The organism is bacterium (genome assembly GCA_023150945.1).
Lineage (GTDB): Bacteria > Zhuqueibacterota > Zhuqueibacteria > Zhuqueibacterales > Zhuqueibacteraceae > Coneutiohabitans.
Genome location: JAKLJX010000035.1, coordinates 25,235 through 45,156, shown reverse-complemented (window position 1 = coordinate 45,156; position 19,922 = coordinate 25,235). Strand labels below are relative to the sequence as shown.

Here is a 19,922-nt window from a genome sequence, read left to right as displayed (position 1 = left end):
TTTTGTAGGCCTTTAAATTGTGCATGTCTACAAGATAACACAAAATATTTAATTGTAAAGCTTATTTTTTAACAAACACTTACTCATGGTCATCCCGCAAGATTTATGTTGACACGCGAGTGATTTATGCTATACTTTTCAGGAAATCAGTTCGAACAAGGTGTTGAACAAGCTCAAATTCATCGCCGCAGTCATTCCGGCAAAAACGAAATTTTTGTTCTTATAGAAGTCTGTGGATGCCTTGCTAAAACGGCGCACCGGGCATGACGTCAAGCATCACTTTTGAACACCCTGTTCATGTCCACTTCTTCTTCGATACCGGAAGTCAGGCCGCGCGTCTGCGTCGTTCGCAAAAGGCTGCGCCGACCCACATCAGGAGATCTTCCATGCATACAATCATTCGGAAACGTGACCTGCAACCTGATCGCGGCGGTACGGTAAAATTTGAGGGTGAGCCACATGGCTCGGGAATCTCCTTCTTCCTCGTCAACGTCGAGCCAGGCAAGGGGCCGGCCTTGCACAGGCATCCTTATTCTGAGACCTGGATCGTCCGCAGTGGAAGCGTACGCATAACCGCGGACGGCGTGGAGATCGAGGCTGGCCCGGGCGACGTCGGCGTGGTGGGAGCTGACACTCCCCACAAATTCATCAATATCGGCGGCGATCGCCTTGAAATGCTCTGCATTCACGCCTCACCCCGGATGATTCAGGAATGGCTGCAGGACAAGTAGAAGTCGAAACAGCATCAAGGGCAATTACCGGCAAGCCACTACACGACGTGCATGATCAACCGCGAACAGCATGATGCAACTCTCGTTTGATATTTTCTCGGTGATCCTGTTACTGGGCGCTGGTCAGGGGTTCTTTCTGGCGCTCCTGCTGCTTGAAAGAAAACGGAATCAAGCGGCGAATCGGATACTGGCCCTGCTGGTGTCGCTGTATTCGGTGTATATCACCGACGTGGCTTTCACCATGATGAATTACCAGCAGTCGTTTCCTCATTTGATTGGCGTGACCACCGGGTTGCCCTTCCTGTTTGGTCCGCTGCATTACGTGTATGTCCGGCTCATGATTTCTCCCGGCCGCCGTCTCGAAAAGCGCGAGTGGCTTCATTTTCTGCCGTTCGTGATCTTCAAAGCGTACATGCTGCCCTTTCATCTGTCCAGCGCCGCGGAGAAATTCCGGTTTATCGAGAACATGAACGAGGCCGGCAAACCGTTGGCTCTCGTTTCGTTTGAGTGGATCATGATTTTGCAGGGCAATGTTTACTTGATCCTGAGCCTGCTTCTGCTGCAACGGCATTCGCGGACAATCAAGGATTCCTTCTCCTCCATTGACAAAATCAATCTCACCTGGCTGCGCAACCTCACGATTGGCTCGGCCGGCATTTGGTTGCTGGTGTTCATCGTCAACATTCTGCCCGTCATCGGCCTCACCTTAACCGACGAGGCGGACCACTTCATTGCTCAGGCAACAGCGGTTTTTATTTATGTCATGGGTTACTTGAGCCTGCGCCAACGGGAAATCCATAGCGAGGAGGTTCATTTCACCCGCGCGCCGAAGTATCAAAGATCCGGACTTTCACCCGAGCAGTCGGAGAACTACCTGCGCCGCTTGCAGCAATTCATGGATTCCAAAAAGATCTACACCAAGAACGATCTGACGCTGAATGAACTGGCCGAGTGTGTTGCCGTTCCGGCGCATCATCTTTCTCAAATCATCAATGACCGATTGCAGCAAAACTTTTATGATTTTGTAAACAATTACAGAGTGGCGGAAGCAAAAAGGCGATTGCTTGATCCGGCCTATCGGCACCTTACGATTTTGGCAATCGCGTATGACGTCGGCTTTAGTTCCAAATCTGTGTTCAACGCGGCTTTCAAGAAACATGCCAACATGACACCCTCGCAATTCAAGAAGGCCGCGGAAGCGAGGTTTCAGGTGGCCGATTTCTGAGCAGTCCGCCCGGAAAGATGTCCTTACCGATAAGCTGAGACGATTCGTACGGCTCAGGGTATTAGATTTATCCCGCACGCGGCGCACATCCCCGCTTGCGGCGAAAACAAATCCAAATGGGATCAGTCAGGGTTTTCTCTTGAACCAGAAACAGGAGGTCCAAATGCGCCTCAAAACCCTCAGCCGAATCGTACCGGCCATTCTCGTGTTATGCTGTCTCACCATTGCCAACGCGCAAGAGCTGCACGTCAACCATCGCTACAAGGAATGCGCGATCATCCTCGATCCTTCCTTGACGCAGGGCCAGTTTCACAAATTCACCCGTGAGGCTGCCCAGGTGTTCACTTTCAAGCTGATGTCGCCCGCAGAGCCGCTCGGCGCGCGACGATTGCAAGTCGGCCTCGATTACTCGAGTACCCCCATCAATGACGCTGATCCGGCGTGGAACAACACGTTCTCGCATCCGCACGAGCAGCATTATCTCGGCGACCGGATTGTTGCGCCCAAGCTTTTCGCCAGAATGGGCGTGTCCGATCGCGTCGATGTGGGCTTCTATTTCACCAAGAATCCGCAGGCGAATTACGGCTTCATGGGCGGTGAAGTGAAGTATGCCCTGTTCATGAAACCGCAGCAGCCGTGGGCAATGGCGGTGCGGACGAGTTACGCCACGCTGCTGGGCGTCGAGGATTTGAATTTTTACGTGTTGGGCGCGGATCTGTCGGCGAGCAAAAGATTCGGCAAGCTGACGCCTTATCTTGGGATCGGCGCCAACTTGGCGCGCGCCGCCGAAACAACGGCGAAAGTCGATCTGCACAACGAAACCCTGTTGACGCCTCGCGGGATTATTGGCAGCCAGTTTTCGATTTCTTTCTTCAGCTTGACGGCTGAGGTGGATGTCGCCGCGGTTTCCACCTTCTCACTGCGCACGGGCTTCGAGTTTTGAATCCTTCTTCTTGCCCACCGGCTTTCCGTTCGTATTTCCGCTCCGCTGCCGGCTGTCTGGCGCAAGGCGGGTAACCAGGGAGGGCGACCCTGCGCCGCACTGGCCGCCCTGGTGAGAACAAAGGAGCGCGAGTTCTCTTCGCCGTCGGCAGCTCACGGACAAGAGAATCCGCGCTCCCGATTACCTCTTTTCAGCGCGCCGGCTTGGCCGGTTGATAGTCTCCGGGTACGAGCCGCGCTGCAATCGACAGCCGGTTCCACGCATTGATGGCGGCAACTGCAAGCGTCAAGTCTGCCAATTCCTTCTCGCTGAAATGCGGGCGCACCTCTGCATAGATGGCCTCAGCAACGTGGCCGTTGGAGATCATGGTCACGGCCTCGGTCCACGCCAGCGCCGCGCGTTCACGCTCGCTGTAGTACGGGCATTCGCGCCAGGCATCCAACGAATACAGGCGCTGCTCATTATCGCCAAGCGCGCGCAAATCCTTCCAGTGCATATCCAGGCAATAGGCGCATCCGTTGATCTGCGAGGCTCGCAGCCGAACCAGATGCAGCAGGGCTTCTTCCAAGCCGCAGGTACTGAGATACTGATCGAGGGCATCCATGGCTTGATAAACACCCGGCGCGGCTTTCGCGTAGTGGAGACGTGTTTTCATGGGTACTCCTGTGAGTGAATGGTGCAAAGCAATTATTGCGATTGGGCCGTCCCGGTCCGGACGATTTTTTGCGCCTCCGGAACTTTCGAAACCCGGCCCAGTATAGGTAGAAGCTGACCAATCAAAAAGAACCATTTATCTTATTTTCACTGTACCACTTTTCATGGCAAAACGCACCACGACTTTCGAGCTGATGCTGCCCGGACGCGCGCCGGGAACGCCTGCGCACCGCTGGCTCTACACGGCCCTGCGTGCTGAAATCCTCACTGGCCGCCTGCGACCCGGCGTGCGACTTCCCAGCACGCGCGAGCTTGCCGGCCAGTATCGCTTGTCACGAGGCACGATTGTCAACGCGTTTGAACAACTCAAGTCCGAAGGCTATCTGGAAGGCAGTGTTGGCTCTGGCACGTATGTCAGCAAAGTCCTGCCCGAAGAGTTGCTGCACGTGCCGCGTGCGGCGCGCGTGCCCGGAGCGAACCTGAGGAAACCACGGCGCAGCATCTCGGACTATGGCAGGCGCGTGGCCCTCTTCCCAGGTCTGGAGGCCCGGCCAGTGCGCGCCTTTCGCGCCAACCTGCCGGCGGTGAATCTGTTCCCGATGGATTTGTGGACACAAATCGCTGCGCGCCGTTTGCGGCAGGCGTCGACGAATCTCTTGCGTGGCTGTGATCCCCTGGGATACCAGCCGCTGCGCGCGGCCGTCGCCGATTACCTCAGCACCTCGCGTGGGGTGCAGTGCGTTCCCGAGCAGGTTGCGATTGTCTCCGGCGTGCAGGAAGCACTCGATCTTGCCGCGCGGCTTTTTTTGAATCCCGGCGATCGCGTGTGTCTGGAGCATCCAGGATATCCGGGCGCGGCCATCGTATTCGCGGCGGTTGGCGCGAAGATATCCGCGTTGCCGGTGGATGGCGAGGGGATGCAGCTACCAAACGCGAGTCTGGCGGACGCCCGACTGGTCTATGTGACGCCGGCGCACCAGTTCCCGCTGGGAATCACCATGAGCTTGCGCCGGCGCCTGGAACTTTTGGAGTCGGCGCGCCAGTCCCGGGCGCTGATCTTTGAGGATGATTATGACAGCGAGTATCGCTATACCCCGCACGGCGGCGTTCCGGCACTGCAGGGTCTCGATCGTCATGGATTGGTGCTCTTTGCCGGAACTTTCAACAAGGTGCTGTTTCCCTCGCTGCGTCTGGGCTATCTGGTGATTCCGGCGGATTTGACTGATCACTTCGCGGCCACAATATCAGTCACCAGCCGGCACGCGCCGCTGCTCACTCAAGCGGTGCTGTGCGACTTCATGACCGCGGGCCACTTCGCTCGCCACCTTCGCCGCATGCGGGAAGTGTATGCCGAGCGCTTGTCGGTTCTCATGGAAAGCAGCCGGCAGAAGCTGGCCGGTTTGCTGGAGATTTCGAACATCGAAGCCGGGTTGCAAACGGTGGGATGGTTGCGCGACGGCATTGCTGCGAAGTCGGTTGCAGAGGCCGCTGCGGGCCGTAATGTGGAAGTGACGCCATTGCGCCGATACAGCCGCCAGCGCTTGGCGGGCGAAGGCCTGCAGTTGGGGTTTGCAGCAGTGGACGCGTCTGAAATCCGGCGCGGGGTGCGCGAGCTTGCAGTCGCGCTGGAGGAGGTCATTGCCAAAAAGGATTCGTAAACCCGGCTTACGAGGAATGGTGGGCGTGCGGCACCGAATTGGGCACATCGATGTTTCCGATCTTGCAGAATTTCCCTGCCCGGGTCAAGTTTCGCCATACCCACAGCGGCGTTGCAGTGCAAGGGCAGTTTCAATAGAGACTGGCAATCGCGCTTCTCGCAAGCCGTTGCTGCGCCGGAGCAGGCGGGTGCGCGCTTGTTCAGTTATCTTGATTTCCCGAAGCAGCATTGGAGAAGCATCAAATCGGCGAATGTCATTGCATCCATATTTGCGATCGTGAAATTGCGTACTGATGCGAGGCGGTGACTCCCGAAGTGCGAAACGAGTTCAGCGCGAGCAAAGGCGAGAACGAACTCTGCACCGAAATGAAGTTCAGCGGTTATGCCGACGGCCATTGGCCGGGCACGCTCAAGGAGATTGCGCTGCAACTGAATCGTCATTCCATTCCTCCTCGCGCAGATGCAATTGCTTCTCCGCCAACCGGGAGTGGCCCTGGATTTTGTCGACCAGATCGGAAAAGTGCATCTAAAAATCGCCTGAATGGCGAACATGAACGGAGCGCGGGTCGGCAAGCTGGCGGCAGGAGCCTCTCAGAAAGTTGTACTTCCGGGTTCAAATCCTCTCCCCGCCACCAAGCCAAGTGCATGATTTTGATCAGAAAGGCAATCCGGCGATTCTCTGCCAAGGTGGGAATCCTGGAATTGTTCCTTGCCGGCAGCGCGGCGCTCGAACGGCCCTGGCGGATAGAAAATTTTGCCGCTCTTGAAAAAACTGCTTGACAAATCGTTTCGATTTCGATATGTTCGCGCAAACGTTTGTGCATTGATGAAATTCTTCTCTCGTCCTATGGCCGCCACCATTCACGATATTGCCAGGAAAACCGGCATCTCGGTTTCAACTGTGTCGCGCGTCCTCAATCACAAGACGGCGAAGTATCGCATCAGCAAGGAAACGGAAGCGCTCGTTCTCCAGGCCGCGAAAGAGCTCAACTATCAGCCGAATCAACTGGCGCGCGGACTGCGCCTGAAGAAAACGCAGACCATTGGTTTGGTCGCTCCGGATCTGTCGAATCCATTCTTTGCTTATGTCATCAAGAGCGTTCAAACCGCCGCCCATGGCTTGGGGTACAGTCTGGTCGTTTGCGATACGGATGAAAACCTGGAGGTGGAGATCGAGCATCTCAATCTCCTGCGCGGCAAAGGGGTCGATGGTTTGATCATCATGCCGGTTGGGCAGAAGCATCACCACCTGTCCGCCCTCCTGGAAGAAGGCGTGCCGATGGTTCTCCTGGACCGCTGTTTCGACGAGCTCAATGCGGACGCGGTGATGGTTGACAATTACCGGGGCGCGTTCGAGGCCACCGAGCATTTGATCCGCTATGGCCACTCCCGCATCGCAATTATCAAGGGTTTGGACAATACCTTCACCAACAACGGCAGAGTGCAGGGCTATAAAGATGCCTTGCTCAGGCACGGATTGGCGGTGGATGACAGCCTGATCGTCGGGCGCGACTTCGGCAGGGAAAACGGCTACATTGAAACCAAACTGCTTTTGCAGATGACGCCGCCGCCCAGCGCAATTTTTGCCGCCAGTGATTTGATCACGCTCGGCGCATTGCAGGCGATCTTTGAGGCGGGCCGACGCATTCCCGAGGACATTTCGGTGGTCGCCTTCGATGACATGGACTTCGCGCCCTTCATAATGAGCCCGCTCACCGCAGTGGCGCAGCCGAAGGAAGTCATGGGGGAGATTGCCGTGAAGCTGCTGGTGCAGCAAATCAATGAAAAGAGTAATCGCGAAGCGAACCGCATCGTGCTCAAGCCAAGGCTGATCGTGCGGGATTCGGTGCGTTTGATTGCGAGAACCCAGCCGCGCGCCGCCGCTGCCGCGGCATGACCCCGCGGTAAGGTCGGCGGCTCGCTTGGTGGACGTAGGGACAGTCGAGAAACAGCAGAAAGATGTTTCTTTTGAGCATTTTGCGCAAACGATTGCGTATTGATTTTTTTCGCGGTCGCCCAAGTGCAACAGGCACATGACTGAATAATTTCTCCAATCCGCAGGTTTTTGCTGGCAGCTCCACGGAGGTTTTGTGAGATCCCCCATCACTCCTCTGGTTGGCCTCGTCCTTGCCTGCTCCTTGATGTTCGGCTGTGGGCAAAAGAAAGATCGTGCGGCAGCAAAAGTCACCATCACGTTCTGGCACAGCTTCGTTTCTTCCACCGTTCCCGCGCTCAATGAGTTGCTCAAGAAATTCGAGCAAGAGCATCCCAACCTCGCGGTCAAAGCCCAGTACATTCCCTCCGGCGACGCTCTCATTCAGAAGCTCATCACTGCCATTCAAAGCCAGACCGCGCCTGATGTCTCCTGGATTCATGCGGACTATCTGCAGAATCTCGTGCAGGCCAATGCCATCTACCAAATGGATGAATTCCTCCACGGCCCCAACGGGCTGGCCGCGGAAGAGCTCAATGATTTCTATCCGGCATTGTTGGAAGCGGCTTCGTGGCGCGGTACGCTTTACAGTATGCCCATGGAAGCGACCAATTTGGGCTTGCTGTACAATCGCGGCCTTTTTCGCAACGCCGGGCTTGATCCCGATCGCCCGCCGCAAAATTGGGAGGAGTTGCGCGAATATGCCAGAAAGTTGACCTTTGACAAGAACGGCGACGGCAAACTCGATCAAGTCGGTTTTGGCATTCCCATCTTTCCGGCCTCGGGGCCGCTGGGGAATTGGATGGCTTGGCAGTGGTTGCCGTTCCTGTGGCAGGCCGGAGGATACAATATCAATCTTGAACAGACCGAAGTGCTCTTCAACAGTGCAGCCGGCGTGCAAGCACTGACGTTGTGGAAGGAGATCTATCACGAGTTGAATTTGATCAGCTTTACGCCGGACTATGATGCCGCGTTTCCCGGCCAGCAGCTCGCCATGATGTTGGACGGCCCCTGGAATCTGCCGCGCTATCGGGGATTTCGGCATATTGATTGGGCGATTGCACCATTGCCGGCCGGCCCGGCCAAGCGTGCAACTATCGTCGGTGGCGAATATCTGGCAATCTTCAAGCAAAGCCAGCATCCGCAGGAGGCGTGGACATTTGTAAAGTGGATTCTCAAACCGGAAACGCAAGCAGAGTGGTCCATGAAATCCGGTTATCTCCCGGTGCGGCATGCAGCAACCAAGATCAAAGCCTATCAGGATTTTCTGCAGGCCAATCCCGGCTTGAAAGTGTACGTCGACCAGTTGGACTTTGGCCAAAGCCCGCGGCCGGTGGATTTTCACGGGCTGGAAATCACGCGCTTGATGGCGGAAGCCATCGAAAAGGCGACGCTGGGCAAACAGGATCCCAAGACCGTGCTGGATGAGGCTGCGGCCAAAGCGAATCAACTCCTGCAGCAGGCGGCACAGGCCGCTCGCAAGTAGCGCCGCTCCGGTTGCCAGAAGCGGTGGTGTGAGTCTCGCGGACATTCGTGCTGATGTTTCTGTTCGCATGCGGCGGTGGCAGGCCAACAGGCGGAGCAAATCGTGCCATTCCAGGTCACCAAGAAGAGCCGGCCCCTGATTTATCAGCAAGGCCGCAGTGCCATCCTCTTTCTCTCTCCGACCCTGTTGGTCTTTTCCGCTTTCATTCTCTTTCCGGTGCTTTTTTCCTTCTATTTGAGTTTCCACAAATGGAACATGTTCAGTCAGGAGCGCGCCTTTGTCGGGTTGGAAAATTATACCCGCGTGCTCCAAAGCGCGGAATTCTGGTCCGTGCTCAAGAACACGGCCGTCTACACGCTGGGTACGGTTCCGCTCAACATGGCGTTCGCGCTGCTGGTGGCCTACTTCCTGCACAAGAAGGTCTTCGGCAAGAAATTCTTGCGTACGGCCTTTTTTACGCCGGTCATCATCTCCGCCGTGGCCGCGGCCGTGATTTGGCGCTGGATTTATGAGCCGAATTTCGGGCTGCTGAATTATTTCCTGAGCTGGTTTGGTTTGCCCTCGGTCAATTGGTTGAACGATCCCACCGCCGCCATGTCGGCCCTCATCATCATGGGCGTTTGGAAGACCTTCGGCGTCAACATGGTGCTCTTCGCGGCCGGACTCGAAGCCATTCCGCAGCATTATTATGAAGCCGCGGAAATCGATGGCGCCGGGAAATGGTCGAAATTCTGGAATATCACCCTGCCTTTGCTCAGTCCGACCACGTTCTTCATTGTCGTCATGTCCATCATCGGCTCTTTTCAAGTGTTCGACATCGTTTATGTGTTGACTTCCGGCGGCCCGCTGGGCACGACGAAAGTGCTGGTGTTTTATCTTTACGAGCAGGCTTTCAAATTTTTTGAAATGGGCTACGCCTCAGCGGTCGCCTATCTGCTGTTTGCGCTGATCTTTATCCTCACATTGCTGCAAATCAGATTCCTGCAGCGCCGGGTGCACTATACGTAATCCCGGCCGCCGGCCGGGTGATTTCCCGGCACCGTCGGAGCGTCTGCCGGGCGAGAGTGAGAACATTCATGAACGCTTGCTGGAAAAGTGCGAAAGCTATCCTCTTTCACCTTGCGATTTATGCGGTCGCGCTGGCGACGCTGGCGCCCTTCATCTGGATGGTCTTGACCTCCTGCAAAGACCTCGGAGAGATTCTGCTCTATCCGCCGAAATGGCTGCCCAGCAAGCTGAAGTTCGACAACTACGTCAATGCCTTCGCGGCCGCGCCCTTCGGGCGGTTCTATCTGAACAGCATCTTTGTCGCGGTGACCGTGACGTTTGGGCAGTTGCTGACCTGCTCGATGGCCGCCTTCGCTTTTGCGCGCCTGCAATTCCGCGGGCGCGAAGCGCTCTTCCTGCTTTTTCTCGGGACCATGATGATACCCGGTCAGGTCACCATGATTCCCAGCTTCATGATGCTCTATTGGTTGGGCTGGATCGACACCTACTACGCCCTCATCGTTCCCGGACTGGCTTCCGCCTTTGGAACGTTTCTGCTCCGGCAGTTTTTCCTCACCATTCCGCGCGAACTGGAAGACGCTGCGTACATCGACGGCTGCAGCCACGCCGGCGTGCTCTGGCGTGTCGTTCTTCCGCTTTCCAAGCCGGCCCTGGCAACGCTGGCCGTCTTCACTTTTATGGGCGTGTTCAACGATTTCCTTTGGGCCTTGATCGTCACCAACTCCGAGGAGATGCGCACGGTGCAATTGGGTCTGGCGGTTTTTCGCGACCGCTACACTACGGAATGGGACAAGCTCATGGCCGCTTCGGTTACCGCTACGATTCCGATACTTTTGATCTTCTTCTTCGCGCAAAAGTACTTCATCCAGGGCATCACCCTCAGCGGTCTGAAAGAGTAACGCCGGCTGCACGTCTGCCAATGCCGCCAGTCCGGCAAACTGGATTACCGATGAAAGCACGGCTCGGAATACGACTCCCCCTCGCGCTGTTGATCGCCATGCCTGCCAGAGCGCTGCTCGCGCAAGACGTGCCCGCGGTTTCAACCGGCGCGATTCGTTTCTATGTGGATCATGCGAGCTTTCGGGGATCCCAGGGCAAGACCTATGTGGAATTCTACCAAATGCTGTATGCCGATCAGTTGCGCCACGTGACCAAAGACGGAAAGCAAGTTGCGATCTTCCACAATTCCGCGTTGCTGCAGGACGAGCGCCGAAACGAAAAGCGCCGGCGCGAATGGACCACGGAGGCAGAGATCGTTCATGATTCGGCTGGCGTCAGTGCGCTTGCCATTTATGACCAATGGGCTGAAGCGCTTGCTCCCGGCCGCTACGACCTGGCATTGACGGTGGCGGATTTGCATGGTTCCAACCAAGGCCGGGTTTTCTTCACCTTTGATGCTCCGGCCATGACGAGTGAGAAGTTTGAGGCGAGCCAAATCGAGTTTGCCGTGAGTGCTGCGTCGGGCGAAACCAACGCGCGTTTTGTGAAGAACCGGCGCACGATCGTTCCCAATCCCGCGCGGCGGTATGGGGTATTGAATCCCGTGCTCTACTTCTACTATGAGTTGTACAACCTTCCGCAGGCTGGCGCAGGTCAGTTGGCGGCACTTTATTCGATCCATGATCAAAGCGGAGCAGCGGTCAAAACGTTTCCCCCGATCGCCATTCGAAAACCCGGTACCACCGCCGGCGTGGTGCATGGGGTGGAGGTCTCCACCGTGCCATCCGGCATCTACGAATTGTCGGCACGCATCGCCGATTCCCCGCACGGAGAGGTGGTAGAGCTTGCGCGGGCCTTCGAAGTCATTCAAATGGACTATCTCAGCGGCCCGAGCTTGACGCCGGAGCAATCCCAACAAGCGGGCCGGCTGCTGAAATACTGCGCCACGCCGGAGGAGTACCAGTTCTATCAACGCCTGAGCGCCACCGGCCAGGCGCAATTTCTCATCAATTTTTGGCGTGATCGCGACCCCACGCCGGCGACGGAGCCAAACGAATATCTCGAGCAGGTGCAGCAGCGTTATCATTACGCCAACGAACACTTTGGCTGGAGCACGGAAGCGGGCTGGGCCAGCGATCGCGGCCGCGTGTTGATACAATACGGCCCGCCGGATGATATCGATCGCCATCACGCCGAGGCCGAAACCGTGCCCTACGAGATTTGGATCTACTCAAAGGAGCGGCGCTACGATTTTGCGTTCGCGGATTTGCAGTCCAACGGCCGTTTTGTATTGCTGCATTCGAGCAAGGAGGGGGAGGTGCACAATACCGATTGGCGGCGGTTGATCAAACGACTCTAATCCGTGCGCGGTACTGAAGCACGTGCAGGCGGCTGCCTGCGTGGCTGTCTGACATTTTTTTACAAGTGAGGTAAGTGCCATGATCGGATGGGCCCGATTGCCGCGAGGGCAATACCGAAGTTTGGTCATCGCAGGAATCCTTGCCCTGGCGCTTGCTTGCGGTGACGATGAGTCTCCGCTCGCGCCTTATGCCGGGCAGCCGGTGATGTCGGACATTGCGGTTGAGGGCGGCACCCTAACGCCAAAGCTGACGTGGTTGGGCGGCTATGTGACGGCGCTTGGCATCAATCGCGGTCCAGTCGCGGCGCTGGATTCCACCCTGGTCTGGCTGATTCACGCCGGTGACAATAATATTCATTATCCCGTGACATATGGCCAGGTTCCCACAGGTGCGCAGGATCTGACCGCTCAGTATGGCGGCAAGCGCCTTGACCAACTGGAAGAAGATCTTGGCTACACCTTCTGGGTTCTCAAAGAGGAGGCCTGGAAATCGCTATCAAGCAGTGCCAACAAACAGTTGCGCGTGAATACTGGCGCGGCCGCCGCGCCGGTGGAAACGCGCGGCGATACCGTTTTCATCCATCCCCTCAGCCACACTCAGAAGGGTGACACCATTGACGTTTTCGTGAACGTGAAAGAGGTCAAACCCACCGGCCGGCTTGGCGTGATCAACGTCAGGCAATCGCGTGACAGTAACAATCCCATCATCACATGGCAGATTATCCAGAGCGGAGTCACTGACACGTTGATGGCGGCGCTGGGCTTGGTGAATGCCCAGCAGTATCAAGTGACCGGCAATCTTTGGGAAGTCTGGTCTGAAGAATCCAGCGGAGGGCAGCCGGTGTATGGCAAAAAGAATGTGATCCGCGCCCCCGTCACGATGGGTCAGCCGATTTCTACGACCCACGTCTTTGCCGAATATCCCGCACGGGGATTGGAGCGCAACAAGGATTACTATGTTTGGATCGCCAACAAAGACTGGGATGGCCGCCGCCGGCTGAACTCGACGAATTTCTACGCTCACGCAACCTTTCGCACGTGGTGACACCGGCCAGCGACTAGTTGAGAGAATCCGGTCGGGCTGCCGGGATTGCGCTGGTCATACCGGCCGCTGGTCTGTAACGGAGTCGACAATGAGAATAAGAAGCGTTCATCTTTTGCTCGCGCTGCTCAGCATCATGCTGTCCTCCCCGACCCTCTTTTCGCAGGGATTCGGGCTCACCGCCGGCAATCGCGCCCTTGCGCGCAACGGACTTTATCTCGCCGGAACTGTTGGCTCCGCCACCGCCCTCCTCAACCCGGCAGGACTTGTTTATCTGCCTGGCCGTGCGCTGGAGCTCACGATTGGAGATTGGTACGGACAATTTGCCTACGAGCGCTCGCCACAGGATCGCTTTCGTTCCTATCGCGAGCACAACTTCAATTTTTCCGCCGGAGTATATTGGACGCTCGCGCCCCGGTTCAGCGCAGCGCTCACTTTTTCCCGGCCCGCGGATTACCAAGTCAACTGGCCTTTTGCCCTGGTTTTCACCAAGGGCGTCAGCACTACGCTCGCCGCCTTCGACATGTTCAACCGGATTCAAATCGAGGCGATATCACCGGCGCTGGCCTGGCGATTCGGGCGCTTTGCCTTGGGCGTGACGGCGAGCGCTTATCATCTGCGCCAGCACACCGCGTTTCCCCTTGCCAACCAGGAATGGTATCAAAACCGCGGGGAAGCCGCTTATCAATTTGAATACGAGCAAGACGCCTGGACCTCCGGCGTTCAACTTGGCCTGCTCGCCACGCTGTCGGAGAAAGTGCGCCTCGGAGGCACGGTACGCAGCGCCTATAAGGCCGCGCTCAGTGGCGAGGCCACCAGCCGAATGCTGGCGGACTTGGATGGCGCCGCAACGCGCGTCGATCTTTCGGGAGATTTTGAGATGCCCTGGGTCTGGGGGGCGGGGCTGGTCTATCAGTTGGGCAAATCCTGGGAGCTGAATCTGGACGCAGCTTACAGTTTGTGGGCAAATACACGGAATAATTTTGATTTCCAATTCAACGACAGCAGATGGCAATCCCGGCTTACGGAAGTGGATGGCGTGACCGGTTTGCGCGGCAGCAGCTTCCCGCTGGCTTTTGCGAACAGCATGGATTTGGGATTCGGATTCGAGTATGCGCCACCGCAGGGTCTGGCCTATCGCGCCGGCTATCGTTACAGCCAGAGTCCCAATTCGGCGGAATCCTACAGCATGCTTTTCCCAAGCGTTGACGCGCACTCACTCTCGTTGGGAATTGGTTATCAGGACGGCAACTTCGCGATCGATGCTGCCCTGGCCTACACCCTCGGCGTCACGGCGGCGATTGCGGCCGCCGAGAATTCCAATTCGCCTGGAAAATATGATGTGAAAGCCCTCGTGCCCATCGTGACCGTGCAGAACAAGTTTTGAAGGGAGGTGGAGAATTAAGAATGCAACCCAGGCCGCGGGCCTGGAAAACGATGTGCCTGCCAGTCGAGCCGACTGGGTCGCCGCCGCAAGCCGGAGCGCCGGCTTGGCAATTTACCATGCACCAGTCGGGCCGGCTGGGTCACTACACAAAACGCAAGGAGCAGAGAGATGAAAAAACTTGCTTCACTCCTGGTTTTCGGGCTCTTCCTGCTGAGCGCCGCCTCCTCCAGCTTTGGGCAGGACTACACCCGCAGAGTCGTCGCAATTCCGAAGGTGGACCCTGCGGCAATCACAATTGACGGCAAGATGAACGAACCGGAATGGCAGACTGCCGGCCGCGCCGATTTGGTCACCGCAACCAGCTACGAAATCTGGGCCAATTACTACGGCCGTGAGAGTCTGACCGCGCCGGATTATGAACAGCTTTACGCTCGCATGCTGTGGAAAGACGACACCTTGTATGTGTTCGTGCACATTGACGAGGTGGTCAATGACTCGACGGATTTGTTCTGGCGGGGCCGGACGCGCGGCTCTCCCTACGGGCAGTGGTGTGGCGACCAGCTTTTCCTCAGCCTGTCGAACCGGCTGGGCGATGAGGAATTGGGAGATCAGTATGATGGCAACGTGTGGACGGCGCCGGAAGGTCCCTATCATTTTCTGATTCTGGGCGAGCAGATCACGCTCAATGACAGCTTGCCTTCCTACAATTCGGCACTGGATTCCTCCTTCGTTTACAATGCCGCCGACATTGCGCGTTGGGCCACCTTCATTGATCCCGCCACCGGCGTGTGGGATATCGAGCTGGCAATCTACAATCCCAACATCAAGCTGCAGACTGCGATTGGCTTCAATCTCGGCGGCAGCGCCGGCTCGAGCAAGGCTTGCGACGCGGACGGCGATGCCTATGCCTATTACACCTGGCAGCCGAGCGTGCCGGATGATCCGTTTGCCGTGCCGCCGCCGATCGGGGACAATGATCCCGGCTTCCACAATCTCCGTACTTCAGAGTATTGGGCGCTGTTGCAGTTCGTCATCGAGGCCGGCACCGCGGTCGAGTCGGGAGAAAACGGCAATGGCGTTCCCGTGCGTTTTGCCCTGCGGCAAAACTATCCGAATCCGTTCAATCCCTCCACCACGATCAGATTCGACGTCACGAAGAATGTGCCGGTGACGCTGAGAGTCTACAACAGCCTCGGCCAACTGGTGGCGACCCTGCTCAATGCCAGGCCCTTTGCTGTTGGGACGTATGAGGTCAATTGGAACGCCGGTGCCTTGACCAGCGGTGTCTATTTCTACCGGCTTGAAGCCGGCGGCGCCTCGCAAACCAAGCGAATGGTCTTGATGCGATAAGGCCGGTGTTCCGTGAGCAGTTTCCAGTGATCAGTGATCAGTTGCGGATTCTCCAGACTGATCACTGATTACTGATTACTCATCACTGGTTGCTGATTACTGAAAAAGGACCAACCATGCGCCTCGCCTCCCTCCACGGCCCGCATGATTTTCGAATAGAAGAATGCCCGTCGCCAACCATGTCAAAGGATGAGTGCCTCATTCGCGTGCGCGCCTGCGGCGTCTGCCATTCGGAAATCCATCAATGGGAGGTCAAAGCCGAGGGCTTGGAGTATCCCCGTCACATCGGGCACGAAGTGTCCGGTGAAGTGCTGGCAGTCGGTGCGGCAGTGAAAGGATTCAAACCCGGAGACCGCGTATCCGTGTGGGTTGATGGCAGAGGGTATGCCGAACAAGTCGCCGTGAAGCCGGAACGCATGTTTCCGATCGCACACGCGCTTGCCTTCGACCAGGCGCTGGCCGAGCCGATTGCCTGCGCCACCAATGGCGTATTGAAGGCAAACGTCCAGCTCGGCGATACAGTCGCCCTGGTCGGCACCGGCTTCATGGGTCTCATTCTCCTGCAAGAAGTGAAATTGTGCGGCCTCCGTCAACTCATCGCCATCGACCGGCGCGATGACATGCTCGAACTGGCAAAGCGCCTGGGCGCCGACGTGATCATCAACCCGGTCCGGGAAGATCCGGCGCAACGAGTGCGGGAACTCACGCAGGGCAGGGGCGTGGACGTTGCTTTCGAGGCGGGCGGCGTACAGGGTACCCTGGATCTCGCCGCCGACCTCTGCCGCATGGAAGGCAAATTGGTTATCTTCGGCTATCATCCCGGCCCGCGCGTGATCAAAGACCTGGGTTTTTGGAATTGGATGGCTTTTGCGATCGTCAATGCGCATTTTCGCGATCTGGAGACCATCCTGCGCGGCGCGCGCATCGGCATGGATTTACTGAACGCCGGCAAGATCGACATGGCACCTTTGATCACGCACAAGTTTCCGCTGGAGAAGATCGAAAATGCGTTCACGGCGGCCAAAGAAAAGCCCAGCGGCTTTGTGAAATCCGTAATCACCTTGTAACACAGGCCGCCAGTCTGCCTCGATTCACAAAAAGATTCATAAGACAAAATGATTGCCGGCAAAACTACTCTTTAAATCATCTTGCCGGCAATAACTTTGCTTTCTGTTTTGGTTCTTATTGTTCAGAATTCACCTCGAATGATCATCATCGCGAGGGTCTTGTCATGCGCTTGAAAAAAGTACTTGCAGCGGCGATCATCTTGTCGTTGCCGGCTGCTTTTCATCCCCCCCAAAGCATTGCGGGCACGACGGGCAAAATCGTCGGAAAGGTGACCGAGGCCAAAACGCAAGCGCCTTTGCCCGGTGCCAGTGTTCTTCTCGCCGGCACGACTCTGGGCGCCGCCACCGACCTCGCGGGAGATTACTTCATTATCAATGTGCCGCCCGGCAATTACAGCCTGACTGCTTCCATGATCGGCTACAAAAGCCTGACCAAAACCGGTGTGACCGTCAGTGTCGATCGTACCACGCGCGTCGATTTTCGCATTGAGGAAACCGTCATTGAAATGGGGGAGACGGTGACCGTCCTCGCAGAGCGGCCACTGGTTGAACGCGATGAAACTTCGACCCGGCATTTTGTGCAGGCGCAGGAGATCGCCGCACGGCCGGCCAGCCAGCTCACACAAATTCTCACCACTTTGCCCGGCATCGACAATGTCGGCGGCGAGTTGACCGTGCGCCGCGGCACGCTCGATCAAGTCGCGTTCATCATTGACGGCATGCGCGCGCGCAATCCGCTGGACTTTCAGCCCTATACCGGTATCAATCTCAGCGCCATTCGCGAACTGGAAGTCATCACCGGCGGGTTCAATGCCGAATACGGCGAGGCGCAATCGGGCGTGTTCAACATCATAACCAAAGAAGGCTCGCCGCGGCTGGAAGGCTACAGTGAGTTGCGCTGGACGCCCCCGGGCAAGCATCATTGGGGCACGGCGCTCTATGATTACTCCACCACGCGCTATTGGGAAAACTCGCATGCGCGCCATTTGCAATGGTGGATCGATCATCCCGATCAATGGGTCGATCCCAATGGCGTTGCCGGCAATGATCCGCGCGCGAGTTGGACGCCGGAACAGGCTTACGAAGATTACATGCGCACGCACCAGCCGTTGACGGATTACACCGAACGCAGCGGTTTGCAAGGCGAGCTCTCGCTCGGCGGGCCGTTGCCGGTGCGGAATCTGTTTTTCTTCGTTTCGGGCAGATACCGCACCGCACCGCCCATCACGGGAAACAGTTACCGCAAGATGGGATCGTGGATCGATGCCACGGCAAAGGTCACTTTCCAACTGCGCCCCAACATGAAACTGATGTTCTCTTCCTTTGCCGGCTCCGCGAACACGAATTGGGGCATGGAAGCCATGGGCCCGGGCTGGGTTTCGCCGGAAAACAAGTATGCCTATGTCGATTACCCGGGCTATCCGAAGTATCGCATCAACGGCCAAACGCTCAAACTCACTCACACGCTCAGCAAGAATTCCTTCTATGAAGCCTACTTGAGCCGCAGCTTCACCTACCGCAGCCAGTCGACGTTTCCCAATGATGAAGCGGGCTGGGAAACCGGTGCCCCGCAAACCGACCGGCTGCGCGCGGTCGATGCGAACGGCAATGCGATTCCCGGCGGCAACAGCAACCTGATCGGCCTGCACACCACCGGCTACTATTATCGCGGCCGCGACCGGGACGCGGATCTCACCTTTTCGGGAGATTACCTCAGCCAGCTCAACAAGAACTGGCAGATCAAATCCGGCGGCGATTTCACTTATTACTCGTTGAATCGTTTTCAAGAGGCGCGAACCTACAGCGTGATCGAGCGCGCAGTCTATCATCCTTACGAAGGCAACCTCTATTTTCAAAACAAGCTCGAATTCGAAGGCTTGATCATGAATCTCGGGCTGCGCTATGACTTCTATAACCCGAACGACGTGGTCTATCTCGATCCGTTCGATCCGTTCGATTTGGTGGCCGCCGCACGGGAAAACCGCGAACCGAATCCCCGAACCGAACCGACCAGGATTTCCGGACAGCTTTCGCCGCGCCTCGGCATTTCGCATCCGATTTCGGAAAGAGCCGTGCTGCACTTTTCCTATGGGCATTTCTTTCAGCGCGCCACTTTCGGCAATTATGGTGAGGGCTACGGCGGCGAAGGCGGAGAGGTCACCGGCATTTTGAATACCTATCTGACCTATCCCGCCTTCGGTGACTCCCTGCCGTACAATCTCGGCAATCGCAAGCTGAAGCCGCAGAAGGCCGTGGCCTATGAGGTGGGCGTCGAGCGCAACTTCGGCGGCCTGGTTACGGACGTGACCGCGTTCTACAAAGACTATCGCAACTCCGTGCGCACCGTGCAGGTGTTCATGGCCGACGGCACTTCTTATCTGACCACCGGCAATTCCGACTATGCGGACGCCAAAGGCCTCGAGCTCCAGGTCCGCAAACCGCTGGCGGGATATTGGGGCGGCTATTTGAATTACACGTGGACCACCGGCATCTTCGGTCGCTCCGGAGATCCCGACGTCATTGCCGCGCCCGGCTCGGATATTCAAACCGGCATCGATCCCACCAAGGGCATTGGCGACGCCATTCTCTATGATCCGCCGCGCTTGAAATTCGGCCTCACGCTCGCGACCCCGGAAAAATTCGCGCCGCTGCGCGGGCTTCTTTCCAAGATCGAGCTGGCGCTGGATTATCAAGTCTACTATCCGCACAAACAGATTGCCAGCCACAATTTCGTTGAAGGCGGCAAAGCGTTCATTCGCCCGGCGGACAAGAACGCTGATTTGCGTCTGCGCAAAGAGCTTGATATCAAACCGCTGCTGCCCACGGTGTTTGTGGAAATTCGTAACGTCTTCAACGACAAGTGGGTGGACTTGCAGACCGTGAGCGATGCGCAACCGGAAGACAAGGCGCGCTTCATCAATTCCGGTTTCGAAGTGTTTCCGGAAAAATCTCCCAACGGCGGTCCGTTCCCCGACGTGCTGCAATATCGTAATCTTCCACGCATGGTGATTTTCGGGGCTGCGATCAGATTTTGAGGCGTCAATTATGTTGTGTCAGGCAGGTCAAGTAGCAGGAAAGAACCCCATGTCAACATTTCCACAACGCCAGGAATCTCACGCCCAGCCGCAGCGACGCAAAGC

General features: G+C 56.9%; 16 protein-coding genes. 15 read left to right on the top strand and 1 reads right to left on the bottom strand.

The genetic code is table 11. The features are described 5' to 3' along the window. The first annotated feature begins 386 nt into the window (after positions 1-386). From L6R21_26495 to L6R21_26485, 3 genes are all read left to right on the top strand, one after another. Complete coding sequence (locus L6R21_26495; GenBank protein MCK6562757.1) at positions 387-731, top strand: cupin domain-containing protein; 345 nt, start codon at positions 387-389, stop codon at positions 729-731. A 70-nt stretch (positions 732-801) separates the two neighbouring features. Beyond that, a complete protein-coding gene (locus L6R21_26490; GenBank protein ID MCK6562756.1) occupies positions 802-1,956 on the top strand; it encodes a helix-turn-helix domain-containing protein in 1,155 nt (384 codons plus the stop codon). A gap of 163 nt (positions 1,957-2,119) precedes the next feature. Then, on the top strand, positions 2,120-2,899 hold the full coding sequence (locus L6R21_26485) for a hypothetical protein (GenBank protein ID MCK6562755.1): 780 nt from the start codon (positions 2,120-2,122) through the stop codon (positions 2,897-2,899). Positions 2,900-3,089: 190 nt separating this feature from the next. Here the strand turns inward: L6R21_26485 and L6R21_26480 are convergent, their stop codons facing one another. Beyond that, positions 3,090-3,554 carry a carboxymuconolactone decarboxylase family protein gene (locus tag L6R21_26480; protein ID MCK6562754.1) on the bottom strand — a complete coding sequence of 155 codons (465 nt, stop codon included), beginning with the start codon at positions 3,552-3,554 and terminating at the stop codon, positions 3,090-3,092. 163 nt (positions 3,555-3,717) lie between these two features. Between L6R21_26480 and L6R21_26475 the strand changes: the two genes are divergently transcribed. From L6R21_26475 to L6R21_26420, 12 genes are all read left to right on the top strand, one after another. Beyond that, positions 3,718-5,211 carry a PLP-dependent aminotransferase family protein gene (locus tag L6R21_26475; GenBank protein MCK6562753.1) on the top strand — a complete coding sequence of 498 codons (1,494 nt, stop codon included), beginning with the start codon at positions 3,718-3,720 and terminating at the stop codon, positions 5,209-5,211. Positions 5,212-5,513: 302 nt separating this feature from the next. Beyond that, positions 5,514-5,990, top strand: a complete 477-nt coding sequence (locus L6R21_26470) for a hypothetical protein (GenBank protein ID MCK6562752.1) — start codon at positions 5,514-5,516, stop codon at positions 5,988-5,990. Positions 5,991-6,036: 46 nt separating this feature from the next. Next, positions 6,037-7,107 carry a LacI family transcriptional regulator gene (locus L6R21_26465; protein MCK6562751.1) on the top strand — a complete coding sequence of 357 codons (1,071 nt, stop codon included), beginning with the start codon at positions 6,037-6,039 and terminating at the stop codon, positions 7,105-7,107. A gap of 193 nt (positions 7,108-7,300) precedes the next feature. After that, positions 7,301-8,629 (top strand): ABC transporter substrate-binding protein, encoded by a 1,329-nt coding sequence (locus L6R21_26460; protein ID MCK6562750.1) that lies wholly within the window; start codon positions 7,301-7,303, stop codon positions 8,627-8,629. A gap of 102 nt (positions 8,630-8,731) precedes the next feature. Continuing rightward, positions 8,732-9,637 (top strand): sugar ABC transporter permease, encoded by a 906-nt coding sequence (locus L6R21_26455; protein MCK6562749.1) that lies wholly within the window; start codon positions 8,732-8,734, stop codon positions 9,635-9,637. 68 nt (positions 9,638-9,705) lie between these two features. Further along, complete coding sequence (locus L6R21_26450) at positions 9,706-10,536, top strand: carbohydrate ABC transporter permease (GenBank protein MCK6562748.1); 831 nt, start codon at positions 9,706-9,708, stop codon at positions 10,534-10,536. Between the two features lie 50 nt (positions 10,537-10,586). Then, the gene (locus L6R21_26445) at positions 10,587-11,936 is read left to right on the top strand and encodes a GWxTD domain-containing protein (GenBank protein MCK6562747.1); all 1,350 of its coding nucleotides are present in this window, start codon (positions 10,587-10,589) and stop codon (positions 11,934-11,936) included. A 79-nt stretch (positions 11,937-12,015) separates the two neighbouring features. Continuing rightward, positions 12,016-12,981 carry a hypothetical protein gene (locus tag L6R21_26440; protein MCK6562746.1) on the top strand — a complete coding sequence of 322 codons (966 nt, stop codon included), beginning with the start codon at positions 12,016-12,018 and terminating at the stop codon, positions 12,979-12,981. Positions 12,982-13,069: 88 nt separating this feature from the next. Continuing rightward, positions 13,070-14,365 (top strand): outer membrane protein transport protein, encoded by a 1,296-nt coding sequence (locus L6R21_26435; GenBank protein ID MCK6562745.1) that lies wholly within the window; start codon positions 13,070-13,072, stop codon positions 14,363-14,365. Between the two features lie 168 nt (positions 14,366-14,533). Further along, positions 14,534-15,715, top strand: a complete 1,182-nt coding sequence (locus L6R21_26430) for a T9SS type A sorting domain-containing protein (GenBank protein MCK6562744.1) — start codon at positions 14,534-14,536, stop codon at positions 15,713-15,715. A 179-nt stretch (positions 15,716-15,894) separates the two neighbouring features. Beyond that, positions 15,895-16,782: a zinc-binding dehydrogenase gene (locus tag L6R21_26425; GenBank protein ID MCK6562743.1), complete on the top strand. Its 888-nt coding sequence runs from the start codon at positions 15,895-15,897 to the stop codon at positions 16,780-16,782. Between the two features lie 164 nt (positions 16,783-16,946). Beyond that, positions 16,947-19,817 (top strand): TonB-dependent receptor, encoded by a 2,871-nt coding sequence (locus L6R21_26420; protein MCK6562742.1) that lies wholly within the window; start codon positions 16,947-16,949, stop codon positions 19,815-19,817. Positions 19,818-19,922 lie beyond the last annotated feature (105 nt).